Source organism: Xenorhabdus sp. BG5 (assembly GCF_015163665.1).
GTDB lineage: Bacteria > Pseudomonadota > Gammaproteobacteria > Enterobacterales > Enterobacteriaceae > Xenorhabdus.
On the sequence record NZ_JADEUG010000010.1, the window covers coordinates 14076 to 29033 of the forward strand.

The 14958-nt window shown below is 44.4% G+C and carries 14 protein-coding genes; 5 read left to right on the forward strand and 9 right to left on the reverse strand.

The genetic code is table 11. The features are described from left to right. Positions 1–10: 10 nt before the first annotated feature. The 5 genes from ribD (at position 11) to pgpA (ending at position 3764) form a co-directional block, all read left to right on the forward strand. The gene (gene ribD, locus IQ209_RS07170; RefSeq protein WP_193850338.1) at positions 11–1117 is read left to right on the forward strand and encodes a bifunctional diaminohydroxyphosphoribosylaminopyrimidine deaminase/5-amino-6-(5-phosphoribosylamino)uracil reductase RibD; all 1107 of its coding nucleotides are present in this window, start codon (positions 11–13) and stop codon (positions 1115–1117) included. Positions 1118–1215: 98 nt separating this feature from the next. Further along, positions 1216–1686, forward strand: coding sequence for a 6,7-dimethyl-8-ribityllumazine synthase (ribE, locus tag IQ209_RS07175; protein WP_189758896.1), 471 nt, complete (start codon positions 1216–1218; stop codon positions 1684–1686). Between the two features lie 29 nt (positions 1687–1715). Next, positions 1716–2132 (forward strand): transcription antitermination factor NusB, encoded by a 417-nt coding sequence (gene nusB / locus IQ209_RS07180; RefSeq protein ID WP_047766861.1) that lies wholly within the window; start codon positions 1716–1718, stop codon positions 2130–2132. A gap of 101 nt (positions 2133–2233) precedes the next feature. After that, a complete protein-coding gene (gene thiL, locus IQ209_RS07185) occupies positions 2234–3280 on the forward strand; it encodes a thiamine-phosphate kinase (RefSeq protein ID WP_193850340.1) in 1047 nt (348 codons plus the stop codon). Then, entirely contained in the window at positions 3273–3764 is a 492-nt protein-coding gene (gene pgpA, locus IQ209_RS07190; RefSeq protein WP_193850342.1) for a phosphatidylglycerophosphatase A, read from the forward strand. Before thiL ends, pgpA begins: the two co-directional genes overlap by 8 nt. A gap of 46 nt (positions 3765–3810) precedes the next feature. Here pgpA and pcp read toward each other — a convergent pair whose 3' ends face one another. The 9 genes from pcp to xseB all read right to left on the reverse strand — a co-directional run bounded on the left by pcp (position 3811) and on the right by xseB (position 14848). Continuing rightward, on the reverse strand, positions 3811–4458 hold the full coding sequence (gene pcp, locus IQ209_RS07195; RefSeq protein ID WP_193850488.1) for a pyroglutamyl-peptidase I: 648 nt from the start codon (positions 4456–4458) through the stop codon (positions 3811–3813). Positions 4459–4493: 35 nt separating this feature from the next. Next, on the reverse strand, positions 4494–5513 hold the full coding sequence (locus tag IQ209_RS07200) for a DUF979 domain-containing protein (RefSeq protein ID WP_193850490.1): 1020 nt from the start codon (positions 5511–5513) through the stop codon (positions 4494–4496). Beyond that, positions 5510–6238: a DUF969 domain-containing protein gene (locus IQ209_RS07205; protein ID WP_193850344.1), complete on the reverse strand. Its 729-nt coding sequence runs from the start codon at positions 6236–6238 to the stop codon at positions 5510–5512. Before IQ209_RS07205 ends, IQ209_RS07200 begins: the two co-directional genes overlap by 4 nt. A 398-nt stretch (positions 6239–6636) precedes the next feature. Further along, a complete protein-coding gene (locus tag IQ209_RS07210; RefSeq protein ID WP_189758900.1) occupies positions 6637–7863 on the reverse strand; it encodes an MFS transporter in 1227 nt (408 codons plus the stop codon). 17 nt (positions 7864–7880) lie between these two features. Then, positions 7881–9968, reverse strand: a complete 2088-nt coding sequence (locus IQ209_RS07220; RefSeq protein ID WP_228005764.1) for a 2OG-Fe dioxygenase family protein — start codon at positions 9966–9968, stop codon at positions 7881–7883. 53 nt (positions 9969–10021) lie between these two features. After that, a complete protein-coding gene (locus IQ209_RS07225) occupies positions 10022–11191 on the reverse strand; it encodes a KamA family radical SAM protein (RefSeq protein ID WP_193850346.1) in 1170 nt (389 codons plus the stop codon). 487 nt (positions 11192–11678) lie between these two features. Beyond that, on the reverse strand, positions 11679–13544 hold the full coding sequence (gene dxs / locus IQ209_RS07230; RefSeq protein WP_193850348.1) for a 1-deoxy-D-xylulose-5-phosphate synthase: 1866 nt from the start codon (positions 13542–13544) through the stop codon (positions 11679–11681). Positions 13545–13653: 109 nt separating this feature from the next. After that, entirely contained in the window at positions 13654–14586 is a 933-nt protein-coding gene (gene ispA / locus IQ209_RS07235) for a (2E,6E)-farnesyl diphosphate synthase (protein WP_193850350.1), read from the reverse strand. A 4-nt stretch (positions 14587–14590) separates the two neighbouring features. Further along, the gene (gene xseB, locus IQ209_RS07240; protein WP_193850352.1) at positions 14591–14848 is read right to left on the reverse strand and encodes an exodeoxyribonuclease VII small subunit; all 258 of its coding nucleotides are present in this window, start codon (positions 14846–14848) and stop codon (positions 14591–14593) included. Positions 14849–14958: the final 110 nt, after the last annotated feature.

Genomic DNA, 14958 nt, shown 5'->3' on the forward strand with positions numbered 1-14958 from the left:
ATTAAACGCTATGACACTTGATGAAATATATATGTCCAGAGCGCTGGAGCTGGCGTATCGGGGGCGTTTTACAACATCCCCAAATCCGAATGTAGGTTGCGTCATCGTTAAGGATGAGCAGATAATCGGGGAAGGTTTTCATGTACGGGCGGGCGAACCTCACGCAGAAGTTCATGCCTTGCGTATGGTCGGTGAAAAAGCGAAAGGTGCTACAGCTTACGTTACCCTTGAACCATGCAGCCATCACGGTAAAACTCCCCCTTGTGCTGATGCTTTAATTGCCGCAGGCTTAAGCCGTGTGGTGGTAGCGATGCAAGATCCCAATCCTCAAGTTGCCGGGCGTGGTTTGTATAAATTGCAGCAGGCCGGAATTGCAGTTGAACATGGTTTGATGATGGAACAGGCGGAAACCTTGAATAAGGGGTTTCTTAAACGTATGCGTACAGGGTTCCCGTACCTGCAATTGAAACTGGGCGCATCATTGGATGGCCGAACTGCGTTGGCATCGGGGGAAAGCAAGTGGATTACCTCACCGGAATCCCGTCAGGATGTGCAGAAACTCCGGGCGCAGTGCAGCGCCATTTTGAGTTCCAGCGCAACGGTACTGGCGGATGATCCTTCCCTGACTGTTCGCTGGCATGAACTGGATGCTGAAACCCAAGCGGTTTATCCGCAAGAATGGCTTCGCCAACCCATCCGTATCATTACAGATAGCCAAAATCGCGTAACTCCACAACATCAAGTTGTCCGGCAACCAGGGGAATGTTGGTTAGTACGTACTAAGCAAGATCAGCAAAAATGGCCTGATAATACCGAACAGATTTTATTACCAGCACACGGTAGCGGTGTTGATTTAGTGTTACTGATGATGCAACTTGGCAAGCGTCAGGTAAATTCTGTTTGGGCCGAATGTGGCCCTGCTTTGGCCGGAGCTTTATTATCGCTAGGGTTGGTCGATGAATTGATCCTTTATATCGCGCCGAAAGTATTGGGAAATGGTGCTCGTGGATTGTTCGATATCCCTGAATTGCAAAAATTATCGGATGCGCCTGAATTTTCGCTGTTTGATGTTCAACAGATTGGTCCTGATGTGCGTCTTCGCTTACGACCACTCTAAATCTGCTGATTTTAGTTTGGACATAAACCAAGACGCCGGGAAAAATAATGTGATAAGATCCGCGCCCCTGCGGATATTAATAAGGTAAAAGGAAGGCTATGAACGTAATCAAAGGTGTTGTTGCAGCTCCTGAAGCCCGCATTGCTATTGCAGTTGCTCGCTTTAACAACTTCATTAATGACAGCCTGCTGGAAGGAGCCGTTGATGCGTTGGAACGCATCGGCCAGGTTTCTTCAGACAATATCACCGTAGTATGGGTGCCGGGTGCTTATGAACTGCCACTGACGGTCAAAGCGTTGGCTGAGTCCCAAAAATATGATGCGGTTATCGCTTTGGGTACTGTTATCCGTGGTGGAACAGCCCATTTCGAATATGTTGCTGGCGAATGTAGTTCAGGCTTGTCCAGCGTGGCAATGTCTAGCAACATTCCTGTTACATTGGGTGTTCTGACAACAGAAAATATTGAACAGGCGATTGAACGCGCTGGGACTAAAGCGGGCAACAAAGGTGCGGAAGCTGCCTTGACCGCGTTGGAAATGATCAATGTAATCAAAGCCATTAAAGGCTGAATTTTTTAGTTTTAATTAAGGGGAATTTTGTGAAACCTGCTGCTCGTCGTCGTGCTCGTGAGTGTGCTGTTCAGGCAATTTATTCATGGCAATTATCCAAAAACAGCATTGCTGATGTTGAATTGCAGTTTCTGTCAGAGCAGGACGTAACCGGTGTTGATGTCACCTATTTTCGTGAATTGCTGTCCGGGGTAGCAGTCAATGCTACAAAATTGGATGCCTTGATGGCGCCTTATCTTTCCCGCCAGCTCGAGGAGTTAGGTCAGGTAGAAAAAGCCATCTTGCGCGTTGCGATGTTTGAACTAAGCTTTCGTGATGATGTTCCCTACAAAGTGGCTATTAATGAAGGCATTGAACTGGCAAAAACATTTGGTGCTGAAGATAGTCATAAATTCGTGAATGGGGTATTGGATAAAGCTGGCCCGGCAGCACGTAAGAAAAAGTGATTGCTTGCCAGGAGTTCCCCATTATAACTCAATGATTTTACATATGAGGCCGGATTTCCGGCCTCATATGCTCATCGTTGGTCACTTTTTGGAATTCTATTATGGCATGTGGTGAATTTGACCTCATTGCACGTTACTTCAATCGCCCTCTCATTCGCCGACGTGATGTAAGCCTAGGGATTGGTGATGATTGTGCACTGATGACCGTTGCGGATAAGCAAGAATTAGCGGTAACAACGGATACATTGGTTGCTGGTGTCCATTTCCTTCCTGATATCTCCCCGGAAGATTTGGCTTATAAAGCACTGGCTGTCAATATCAGTGACTTGGCTGCCGTTGGGGCAGATCCTGCCTGGGCATCGTTGGCGCTAACGTTGCCTGACGTCAATGAGGATTGGTTAAAACGGTTTAGTGATAGCCTGTTTGAACAATTGAACTATTACGGTATGCAGTTGATTGGTGGGGATACGACAAAAGGCCCCATGAGTTTGACACTAACCGTACATGGATTGGTGCCGGTTGGCAGGGCGTTGCGTCGTGCTGGTGCGAAGAACGGTGATTGGATTTATGTCACCGGAACACTGGGTGACAGTGCCGCAGGGCTTGCTTTGTTGCAAGAGTATCTGATCGTGGAAGATCCTGCGATTCGCCATTGGCTGGTTAAGCGCCATCTCCGCCCACAACCGCGCGTTTTACAAGGGCAGGCTCTGCGTGCTCTTGCTTCTTCCGCGATTGATTTGTCCGATGGGTTGATTTCTGATCTCAACCATATTCTGACAGCTAGCCAATGTGGTGCGCGTATTAATCTGGATGCGCTGCCTTATTCAGAAGCGATGCAGCAATATGTTCCCGCTGAACAGGCGTTGAAATGGGCACTGAGTGGTGGGGAAGATTATGAGTTGTGCTTTACTGTACCTGAGCTCAACCGTGGCGCGTTAAATATGGCATTGGCCCATTCGGGGGCAAGTTTCTGCTGTATTGGGCAAATCAAGCCTGAATCAGAAGGCATCCGCTATTTTAACAATAACAAAGAAATTGAGTTGGATCTGAACGGCTTTGACCACTTTAAAACGGATAAAAAACCAGTAGTACCTTGTCCAGCTGCACACCAGGAAGAAAACGATCAAACGGAGGGAACCCATGGATGACGCAAAACGCCACTTAAAAATGAGTAATCCTTGGCATTTATTGGCGACGGGATTCGGTAGTGGCTTATCGCCGATTATACCAGGCACAATGGGCTCAGTGGCGGCGATCCCTTTCTGGTTGCTGTTGGCGCAGCTACCAACATGGGGAATTTGGTTGATTATTGCGTTGGGAACAGTCATTGGCTGTGTGATTTGCCAGAAAGCTGCCGATGCCATGAACGTGGAAGATCCCGGTTGTGTCGTTTGGGATGAATTCATTGGAATGTGGATCACACTGATGGCGATCCCTGTACTCAATTGGCAATGGGTTTTGGTTGGCTTTGTGGTATTCCGCATTTTTGATATGTGGAAACCGTGGCCGATTCGCTGGTTTGACCGTTATGTAAAAGGTGGTATCGGCATCATGCTGGATGACATTATTGCGGCAATCTTTGCGGTTGTCGTCATCTGGTTACTGAATTTCTACCAACTGTTACCTTTCTAAATTAAATAGCCACTGAATCCCAGTGGCTATTTTTTCAAATTGTTTTTCAGCTTGTTGTTCCGCCAGAGAGGGTAATGTCTTTTTCATGCCTTAATGTTGACTCAATGGCGATTTTCAAGGCTGTCGTCATCATCTCTACAGCCATACTTGGTGCACCAAAATGTTTTGTTGCCTGCTCAGGTAAATAAGGGACATGGATAAAACCGCCCCGCACAGCAGGAATACGTTGGTTCAAATAATGCAGCAAACCGTACATAACATGGTTGCAAACGAAAGTTCCCGCTGTTTGGGATACTTTTGCGGGAATTCCTGTGTTATTTAATTCATTGACTATTGCCTTAATGGGCAGGGCAGAAAAATAAGCCGTAGGGCCGCCGTCAATGACCGGAGTATCAATGGGCTGTTGGCCTGCATTATCAGGAATACGGGCATCGTTAATATTGATTGCGACACGTTCTACGCTGATATTTGATCTGTTTCCAGCTTCCCCGACTGAAATCACTACTTCTGGTTTGACGAGTTCAATTGCTGCATAGAGCTGTTCCAGAGAAGTATCGAAAACGCAAGGCAGTTGGCGAACTTCAATATTTGCACCCGCGATTTGACATCCCTGCAATGGCCTAACGGCTTCCCATGATGGATTGATGGTTTCACCAGCGAAAGGCTCAAAAGCAGTGATGAGAATGGTTTTTATGGAAGTCGTTTTCATGACGGTTCCTTGTTGTTGTTTTATAAGAAGAGTAGAAAATAGAGCAGGAATACATTGGTAAGTAGTAAGACACATCCTGTAGGGATTTGTGCCTTGATAACGGCATTGCGGTCAGGCAATTCTAACAGGGCAGCAGGGACGAGATTAAAATTTGCCGCCATGGGGGTCATCAACGTACCGCAATAGCCGGAGAACATACCAATGGCAGCCATAACGGCAGGATTGCCGCCGTGCTGTAAGATCAAAATGGGAATGCCAATACCGGCAGTAACGATGGGAAAAGCCGCGAAAGCATTTCCCATAACCATGGTCAGCAGAGCCATACCCAATACGTACGCTATCACGGCGATAAAACGATTATCGACAGCGATATAACTTTCGGTCAGGTGGGAAATCACCGTGCCGATGCCGGCAGTCGTAAACAGCAATCCGAGCGTAGCCAGAAGTTGTGGCAGGATGAAGACGCAACCAATGGAATCCAGCAGACGGCGAGTTTCCTGTATTGGCTGTGTTATGACATCACGGCTTATGCGTAATGCTATAACCAATCCTAGCAGGCAGCCGAGAGTAATTGAAAAGAGAGTCACCAGCGTTGAATGATTTCCCTCACCAAAGACGGCTTGTTGTAAGCCTGGAATGTGGTTAAACATCAACACGCCAATCATTGTAACAACGGGGATCAGCAGGACGGGAAAAAAGAGTTGATTGCCAAGACGATCAGCGCTTTCCCGCTGTTGTTTTCGGGTACGTTGATGATAATTTCCCAGCTGAACTCCACCAAATCCTGCCAATAGTGCCATAAGAATGACCAGCACACCGATACTAATATAGGCAATTCTTTGGGCTTGGGCTTCATCGCTGATCCAGACAGCTACTATATGATGACTCCATTTCCCCATCAGGAAGATCAAACCGTAAAGCGCCCAGAATAGACCGGTAGTTAAACGGCGGGGATTTGCTTTATCACGCCATGACATTATAGCGACAGCCAGCAAGAGCAGCCCTGCCAGTACGTAGAGATACTGTAATTGAAACATTATTTCTCCTCCTTGCTGTGCAGTTTGGCGTGATTCAAGGTATTCAGTTCGTTGGCAATACGGTAATCAAGGCGATATAACCGAACTGAATGGATGAGAAAAGCACAAATGGCAGTAGGGATCCCCCAGAGAGCGATATGCAGTGGTTCGGTGTGAATACCCCCTGATTCCAGCATGAAATTGTGCATAAAGATAATTGCCCCGAAGGCGACAAAAATATCTTCCCCAAAGAATAGACCGGTATTATCCGTTGCTGCGGACATCGCGCGAATGCGATGACGAACTGAATCTGGCAACTTACCATATTGATTTTCAGCCGCCCCTTCTGCCATCGGAGCTAAGAGGGGACGAACCATTTGCGGGTGTCCGCCTAAACTGGTTAAACCTAATGCGGCAGAGATTTCTCGTATAAACAGATAGACAATCAATAAACGCCCGGTTGTTGCCATTTTGATATGAGCAATGGATTTCTGGGCCCGTTCTTTTAAACCGTGCCTTTCCAATAGGCCAATGATAACTAAAGGAAACAGGATGGTTAGTGTTAAATTTAGGGTATTAACAAACCCTGAACCTAGCTTCTCCAAAATATCGGCTATCGGCATATGAGCAGTCAATCCCGTAACAAGGCCAGCGACGGTGACGACCAGAACCGGATTAAATCTGATGACAAAACCGATGATGATGACGGCGATCCCGATTAGGGGCCAGAAGTTGATGGTTTGCTGCATATTTTATTCCCCATGAATAAATGCATTGTTGTTTTATTGTGGGTTTAGGTTGTGTTTATTGTTAATTCATTGTTTGTATGTTGTTGAACAACAAATAAACTTCGATTAACAAATAAGCAAATAAAATTCGCAATGGATTGCAAAAGTGGAATGTAGATCACTTCTTGGATGAAAAAGCGTTTATTGGATGAGAAGATTTTGCTAATCGGATTGGAAACCAAAAGGGATAAAACCGATATCTGATACCAGACGGGTATTAAATATCGGCACTAACGTGGTTACTATACCAATCTAACTTCAAGATGCGTGTGATATCGTGTTGTAAATTGCAACTTGAAGTTTAATGCGTATATAACTATTGTGCTTTTAAAAAATACTGATTATGTAATTTGCAATAGTTATATTTTGCTTGTAGTAAAACGCCGTACCCACAACAAGACCATTACTAATACCGTCAGTGGCAAGCCGTGAAATATTAGAATGACAATGGAAGGTGGTAGCCAAACATAGAAAGGGGCGACCAGCAACATTCCTATCCCAAAGCCCGTCATTTGTAACAGCGTCAGTAAACTGAAAATTGGCAAACGTAAATTTTCCGGTTCACTTTGTGCCCGTGATATTAGGCTCACTTCCGCGATCCCGTCACCTATTCCTGCCCAGATTGCGAATAGCAGTAGCCAGAATACACTGCTTTGTTGGAAAGTGAGGATAAACCCAGTCGACATCAGAGCGACACCGATAAAGAATAGTTTCTCCATCTTCAACAGGTTGCGGCTACGCAGCCGGTAACTAGCCAATCGCGCGCCTCCGAACTTTCCTATCGCCCATGTTGCCAGCAGTAATCCCATCGTGGTACTGGCGTTATCGGGGGTAAGCAGTTTTGAAATGATGGGAAAACCGACGTTATGGGCAGCGCTACCCAATGTATCTGCCAGACTGAGAAATAGCATACCTGCTAGCATGGGCGCACCGCGCAACCCGTGGCGCAATTCACGCCACTCGTTACCCAGTTCTCTTGATATTTTCAGTTCTGGCAAGGAGAGAAAACGAAGGGGCATAATCAGGATCGCCGCCAGCAGATAAGTCATGATATTGACGGTAAATACTATTTCATAACCACTACTTGCGACCAAAAGTCCCGATACAAGGCTGCCAAATACGGCTCCTGTGGCAGCGACAGAGGTAAGCCAGGAATTAGTTGATATACGTTGGGAAGCATGAACCCAATATGGCAGTTGACTGTTTAATCCGATAGCAAACATTGAATTACCTAAGCCAATGCCGAAGGCGATCACCGGTAAGATCAGTAGCTGCTGTGATGCGGGGATCAACAATAATAGGGACAGTAAAATGACACGTACCAGATCAAAAAAAACCAGCGGCCATCTGCCTGTAAATCGTCTGAAAAAAGGGGTTCCGATCAAGCTGGCAATGATACCGCCAGCAACACGACAGGCAAGAAAAATACTGACGTGCATGACGCTATTACTGAGCAGATAAACATAAGTGGAGAGGGCCACCATATTCAGGAATGCACCAAAATCGGAGACGAACCGAGCACTGACGATCAATAAGGCATTAAGGCTGGAACAACGCAAACCCAAACTATTTTCCTGGCTTGGCATGATTATTCGCTCACTTGTTATTTAGGCAGTTGTCGGAAAGTTACCAGCAATAGATCCCGAAATGCTGCATTTGTAGAAGATACTTGTCGAACACTGCTTGCCCGATGATAAAGTCGTTTATCGTTTATTGCGAGTGTTTCAAGAAAATGCTCCATTGCGGTGTGTAGCAAGGGTGGAGCTTCATGGGCTGTTGCGTGAACTTCGGAAATCACCGGCTCTGTATTGTGGCTTTGGATAAAGTGCATAAAAATCCAATTCTGACCATCCTGATGAATCCCAGAGGTTGTCGGACTGTCTTTACCGGCTTGCGCTTTTACCCGAAATTGGTGAATGTCAATCGCATAGTGATGCTTTTTCGTTAATTGGTCACCTAGAATCGCTATATCTGTTGCAAGGATATGCTGCATGATGGGATGAATAATAAAGGTTTCTTTAACATAGCTGAGTTGATTGGAACCTTTTTTGTACTCAATGTCATAGGTAACGGATGAATGATATTCATTGTCCCGATTTAGTTGAAGTGGATTCTCTTCATCAGGGTGGTAATAATAGCGCAGGATACGTCTTTCCCTATGGGTATAGTCTTTAAAATTTTGATCTAAAACCAATTCATTCCAATAATCTTTAAAGGTTTTTATTTCTTCTGAATCACGGGAAATAAGTTCACTGAAATGTGGAATATGGCAATAGTGCTCATTCATCAAACGTGCCGATATATTTGCAATTTGCATATCCTGACTACTTTTTGGTGTTGGGGTAATAATGGGATAAACGTGTTCTAACATTTCCTGGTGTAATGAGTAGGCATCGGACGCATCGTCTACTTTTGCCCAGCACCTGAGCAAGTAATGTTCTTCAGTTTCTGCATTGATATAGTAATCAGTGGGTTGGGAAATACACTCGATCACGTTTGGGTGGTTTTTCATGTGTTCGATGTTTTTAATACCCTGAAAGTTCCCGCTCTTGTCTGGGTACATAGCTAACATCGAATAATGCTGTTTAGCCGCTGTAGCCCGTTGTTGGGCGAGGCTTATCTGTGTATCAATGTCTTGTTCCTGCAAGAGAATGGAGAGATATAGTTGGTACGGATCGAGCCCTGCGATATCACGGAAGGATGAATTTACAAAGAGTCCACCAAGGCGTGGATTAATTTCAATCACTATCGGGCCATCTTTGGTCATACGAAATTCAAGATGAGCAATGGCATAGTTCAATCCAACGGCTTGTATGCAGGCTCTGGCATAGTCCCTAATCTGTTCCTGCTCAACAGGAGAAAATGATACAGGGGGACAAATCAGCAAGTTTTCCAGTACGGTGTTTTCTTTTTCTGTCAGGATCAATTTTTCATTGATCAGCACCGGATGTATTTTGTTCTGGCTGATAACACATTCGACAGTGCCTTCCACGCCATCAAGGTACTCTTCCAATAGCAGGCTTTTGCCCGGTATGTTGATATGTTTCTCACCCGCTAAAGTGAAGCACTCCTGTTTATTTCCCATAAAATCGATATAAATCGAGTGGTCATAGTGGGTTGTAAATGCGCGATAATGTGCTTTAAGTTCAGACCAATCACGGCATTTTTTGATGAAGACTGAAGCTGCCCCAAATGGAGGTTTTGCAATTAAGGGATAACCAATTATTTTAGCTTGTGAATAGAGTTCCTCTTCGGTATGGCACAAGGCATGGCGTATTGATCTGACGCCATATTTTTGCAGTGCCTGGCGCATTAAGAACTTGTTGTTACAGGTTGCAATCGCAGAAGCAGACGTATTTGGCAAGCCAATATTGCGACAAACTTCTGCAACAATGCAGCCAACTTGGCCGTAAGTAGACGCATGGCCTGCATAACACAAAATGCCTCGTAATCTATAGGTTTGTTGCAAAATGGCGACAAGATCCTGTAAGGCATCTTGTGTCAGTGACTCTAAGTAAAAAACATCATCGCTATCTATATAAAGACGCTCTGTGTGCTGGCGTCCTTTCAGCGCTGCCGTTAGGCAACTCATTCCCATTTTTTTTGCTGCGGTGAAATGGGCTTCACGATATTTATAGCGCGGAATTTGGGCATCATCGATATCAACAAACAAAATCGCATTTGGTTTCATTTGGCATCCTTGAAATAAATAGGTTTTATCATTTGCTGAAAATAATAAGTAAATTAATTATCTAGCCATTCACATTGTTCGTGTTGCCAGTTGATAAATCGGTAATAACGTTTGCCGTTTATGGATTCAAAATAAGGTATTTCTTCCGGATTAGTGAATAAAGGTACGGTGAATTTGCCTTTCATATGTGGCAGAACATATTCCGGTAAAGCGATATTGGAAACTCGACGCTTGAGTTTACTCATGATAGCAATGGCATCATGGATTGAGGCTTTGTATTCTGAGGAGCCGGGAGAGAAAGGCATAAAATGGTAGAGATAGTAAGGTTTAACCCCTATACGATATAAATCGATAAACAGTTTATGGAGGATTTCTTCTTTGTCATTGATGCCGCGTAAGAAGGGCATATTGGAAAAAACAATCGGTACGACACTCTGGATGCGGCGCACGGCAGACTGAAATTCTTCACTTAACTCAAGTGGATGACAGATATGGACACCAAAGGCGTTAACACGGTGTTTTTTCAGTGTTTCGATTAACGCATTGGTAATACGGTAGGGATTGAATGTCAGAGCCCTGGAATGAACGCGGATTAACAGGTCTTCTCTGATTTCTCTGATAGCAGACAGCGATTCATCCAATTTGTTATCTGTCAGCATCAAGGGATCACCACCGCTAAGAATGACTTCTTCCACAGAGGGGGTATTTTTGATGTATTCAAGGGATTGTTGGAAGGAAGTTCGGCCAGCGTTTGATTTACCTGAATCAACTTTCAATGTTCTTAGAGCTTCAAAGCAAAATTGACAGTAGGAGTTACAGGCATTAACCATGCGCAAGATCACCCGATTGTCATATTTATGCTGGCAGATGGGCGTTTTCATTTCATTATTAAGTTCCCAATTTTCAGATTCCCCATCATAGCCATTGGACTGCTCTTCACTCCAAAATGGAACCACTTGTCGCCAAAGTGGGTTTGTCGTGATATCGCCTGATTGGTTGGTGGCTAATATCTGGCGGAGATAATAGGGAGTTATTTGTATTTTTTGGCCTTGCAAATTTTGCTGAATACGTTGAGTTATTTCCTCACTCCATCCACCGCAGGCGATACGTAAAGATTTTTCATCACGTAATGCGTTTTTTTGTTGCCAACGCCAATCAGTCCAGTTTTCATTAAAGTCATAAAGGCGTTGTTGTGAATTAGATATGGTATTGATATTATCCATCATTATTCCTTAATATTTATTAGTCTTATTTGATGTTTTTTATTACTTTTTATTTTTTATTGCTATCGTAAGCAAAGATAATAACCATTCAAATAACATGGGTATCACAGTATTTGTATTGAGTCAAATTGATATGCTTAATTTGAGATATAGGAAATAATCTTTGGCTATTGATAAATAGGTTTTCATAATACTGAGAATATCAATATCATTTTGAAACACTATTTATATCAAATAGTAATGGTCGCTTTCTGAAATTATAAAAGATGAGTTGATAAAAAATAATATATTGGTAATGGGGAATATTAAGGGAGATAAGAATTGAAATATACCAATCTAATTTCAATATACATGTGATTTTTCCCCGCGAAGCGGGGAGAAATCACGTTTCATATAACGCTGTAAATTGCAACTTGAAGTTTAATTCGTATAGAAATTAAAATGGATGAATATTTAATAAAAACACTCATCCATTATTTATTAGCGATTATTCAGCCAGATATTTTTCGATATTATTTTGAATACCTGCCGCATCCAGCCCTAAATCAGTATGAAGCTCTTGTTGTGTTCCTTGTGGTATAAAGTTATCGGGTAAACCCAGATTCAATACGAGAACTGACAACTTTTCCTGCATCAGTAATTCGTTAACACCACTGCCTGCACCGCCCATGATGGCATTTTCTTCCAAAGTTACCAGCAGCTCGTGGCTGGCTGCCATTTCCAGCACCAGCTCTTTGTCCAGCGGTTTGACAAAACGCATATCCACAACAGTTGTATTCAGATTTTCAGCCGCTTGCAGTGCATAGTCTAATAATGTGCCAAAGTTAAGGATCGCAATGCGCTCTCCCTGACGGCGGATGACGCCCTTGCCGATTGGCAATGTTTCCAGAGGTTGGAATTCAGCGCCTGTCCCTGTACCGCGAGGATAACGAACAGCAGCAGGGCCTGCTTGATAATGATAGCCGGTATGCAGCATCTGGCGGCATTCGTTTTCATCGCTGGGTGCCATAATCACCATATTCGGGATGCAGCGCAGGAAAGAAAGATCAAAAGCCCCTTGATGAGTTTGACCATCTGCACCGACAATGCCGCCACGGTCGATGGCAAACAAAACAGGCAGGTTTTGGATGGCGACATCGTGGATCACTTGATCATAAGCGCGTTGCAGGAAGGTGGAGTAAATGGCGACGATAGGTTTGTAGCCGCCAATAGCCAGACCTGCGGCAAAAGTGACAGAATGCTGCTCGGCAATCGCGACATCAAAATATTGTTCAGGGTATTCGCGGGAGAAGCGCACCATGCCGGAACCTTCGCGCATGGCTGGGGTGATCGCCATCAGTTTTTTATCATGAGCGGCTTGTTCACACAGCCAGTCACCGAAGATCTTGGAAAATGTCGGGCGAGTCTCTGCACTTTTGGGCAAAGAACCCGTTGAGGGATCGAATTTTGGGACGGCATGCCAACTGATAGGATCTTTTTCCGCTGGTGCATAACCACGCCCTTTTTTAGTCATGATATGCAGGAATTGTGGTCCTTTCAGTTCACGCATGTTTTTCAAAGTCTGGGTTAGCGCCAGTACGTCATGACCATCAACAGGCCCGATATAGTTGAACCCAAGTTCTTCAAACAGCGTTCCGGGAACAACCATGCCTTTCAGATGTTCTTCCGTTTTTTTCAGTAATTCTTTGATAGGAGGCAGGTTGGAAAAAACTTTTTTGCCACCTTCACGCAGGGTTGTATACAGCTTGCCTGACAGAATTTGTGCCAGATGGTTATTCAATGCTCCCACATTTTCAGAGATAGACATTTCATTATCATTGAGAATAACCAGCATGTCGGGATCGATATCGCCGGCATGGTTCATGGCTTCAAAAGCCATGCCCGCAGTAATAGCTCCATCCCCAATGACGCATACCGTCTTGCGGCCTTTGCCCTCGTGTTCGGCAGCAATAGCCATACCTAAGCCAGCGCTGATTGATGTGGATGAGTGGCCGACGCACAAGGTGTCGTACTCACTTTCTTCTCGCCAAGGGAAGGGGTGAAGGCCATTTTTTTGCCGAATAGTATTAATGCGATCACGACGTCCAGTTAAAATTTTGTGGGGATAGGCTTGATGACCAACATCCCAGACTAAATTGTCAAAAGGGGTTTTATAAACATAGTGGAGTGCGACGGTTAATTCGATAGCGCCAAGGCCGGAAGCAAAGTGACCACTGGAGCGGCTGACACTGTTCAGCAAAAATTGACGCAGTTCATCGCATAACTTTGGCAAGGTTTCTTTGGGTAGCAGGCGAAGCTCTTCTGGAGTTTCTGCCAATGCCAATGTTGGATATTTCGCTATATCAATGCTCATGCTATGCCTGTGTAAAATGCTATATCCGTTAGAAGTTGAATATTAAGAACCCTGTTATTATCAGTGTGTAATTTCTGGGTTCACCTCGTAAGGCGCTTTACCGGTTTCTTTAGCTGTTTCTCTCAATGATAAAACCAGCCAATTTCTTTAAGGTTGCGGTGTCATATGACAATTTTTCCAGTTCTGTAAGGGTGGCGAGCGCTTCTTCATACAGATCTCTGGCTTTTTGTTGGGCTTGCTCTAGACCCAATAATGCAGGGTAAGTATTTTTGCCAAGTTGCTGATCATTGCCCTGACGCTTACCAATAACTTCAGTATTGCCAATGACATCCAAAATATCGTCATGTACCTGAAATGCCAGGCCGATGGCTTGCGCATATTGTTCCAGTAAAGGCAATACTTCACGGCCACGTTGTCCCGCACTATAAGCGCCTAATCGGACGGCTGAAAGTATTAATGCGCCTGTTTTATGTTGGTGGATCTGTTCCAGTGAAACGAGATCGATCTGTTTACCTTCAGCTTCCAAATCCAGTGACTGCCCACCACACATACCGGCAAAGCCACTGGCGCTTGCCAGTTCAGCGATCATAGCAAGACGATCGGATAAGGTCACATTGGGCATGTCCTGTTTTGCCAGAATTTCAAAGGCCAGTGATTGTAATGCATCACCAGCTAAAATAGCCTGACTTTCACCAAATTTGATATGACAGGTAGGCTGCCCACGACGTAAGTCGTCGTTATCCATTGCGGGTAAATCATCGTGGATCAATGAATAGGCATGAATGCACTCTATTGCTATGGCAGCGGCATCAAGACTCTTTTTAGGGAGGCCAAACATTTCTCCCACGCTGTAAACTAAAAATGGACGTAGCCGCTTTCCACCCAGTACTGCACCATATTGCATTGCTGTACCTAATGGGCTGTTTAAAAAGGGCAATGAAGAAAATATTGCCATCAGTTTGTCATTAATGTGTTGCTGACAAGCGTGCAGTCTTTTTTCAAAAGATTGCTCTTCAAAAGGAGCCTTATATTGTTCAGACATAAATTCACTCAGCATCGGACGAAAATTCATCAAGAGGCGATTGTGCATCATGGTTCAGTAAAATTTGCACTCGTTGCTCCGCCTGTTGAAGCGTTTTTTGTCCTTGTCTTGCAAGTTGAATACCACGTTCAAATTCATTCAACGCATCTTCTAATGGGAGTTCCCCGGATTCCAGCCGAATAACAATTTCCTCCAGCTCTTTAAGCGAGGTTTCGAATGTTGGCATTTGTTCGGTTGCTGATGTTTGATTTGCTTTAGGCATAATGACTTAACATATGGTTATTTAACGAATTACAGCAAAGTAAGTTCGTGACAGAATTGAGAGTACCCTACTACACCAAGAGAAATAAATCATGTGTTACCACTATTTTT

Coding starts and splice junctions, on each gene's coding strand:
- ribD (WP_193850338.1), top strand. CDS start 11: ATGACACTTGATGAAATATATATGTCCAGAGCGCTGGAGCTGGCGTAT.
- ribE (WP_189758896.1), top strand. CDS start 1,216: ATGAACGTAATCAAAGGTGTTGTTGCAGCTCCTGAAGCCCGCATTGCT.
- thiL (WP_193850340.1), top strand. CDS start 2,234: ATGGCATGTGGTGAATTTGACCTCATTGCACGTTACTTCAATCGCCCT.
- pgpA (WP_193850342.1), top strand. CDS start 3,273: ATGGATGACGCAAAACGCCACTTAAAAATGAGTAATCCTTGGCATTTA.
- IQ209_RS07205 (WP_193850344.1), bottom strand. CDS start 6,238: ATGCAGCAAACCATCAACTTCTGGCCCCTAATCGGGATCGCCGTCATC.
- IQ209_RS07210 (WP_189758900.1), bottom strand. CDS start 7,863: ATGCCAAGCCAGGAAAATAGTTTGGGTTTGCGTTGTTCCAGCCTTAAT.
- IQ209_RS07220 (WP_228005764.1), bottom strand. CDS start 9,968: ATGAAACCAAATGCGATTTTGTTTGTTGATATCGATGATGCCCAAATT.
- IQ209_RS07225 (WP_193850346.1), bottom strand. CDS start 11,191: ATGGATAATATCAATACCATATCTAATTCACAACAACGCCTTTATGAC.
- dxs (WP_193850348.1), bottom strand. CDS start 13,544: ATGAGCATTGATATAGCGAAATATCCAACATTGGCATTGGCAGAAACT.
- ispA (WP_193850350.1), bottom strand. CDS start 14,586: ATGTCTGAACAATATAAGGCTCCTTTTGAAGAGCAATCTTTTGAAAAA.
- xseB (WP_193850352.1), bottom strand. CDS start 14,848: ATGCCTAAAGCAAATCAAACATCAGCAACCGAACAAATGCCAACATTC.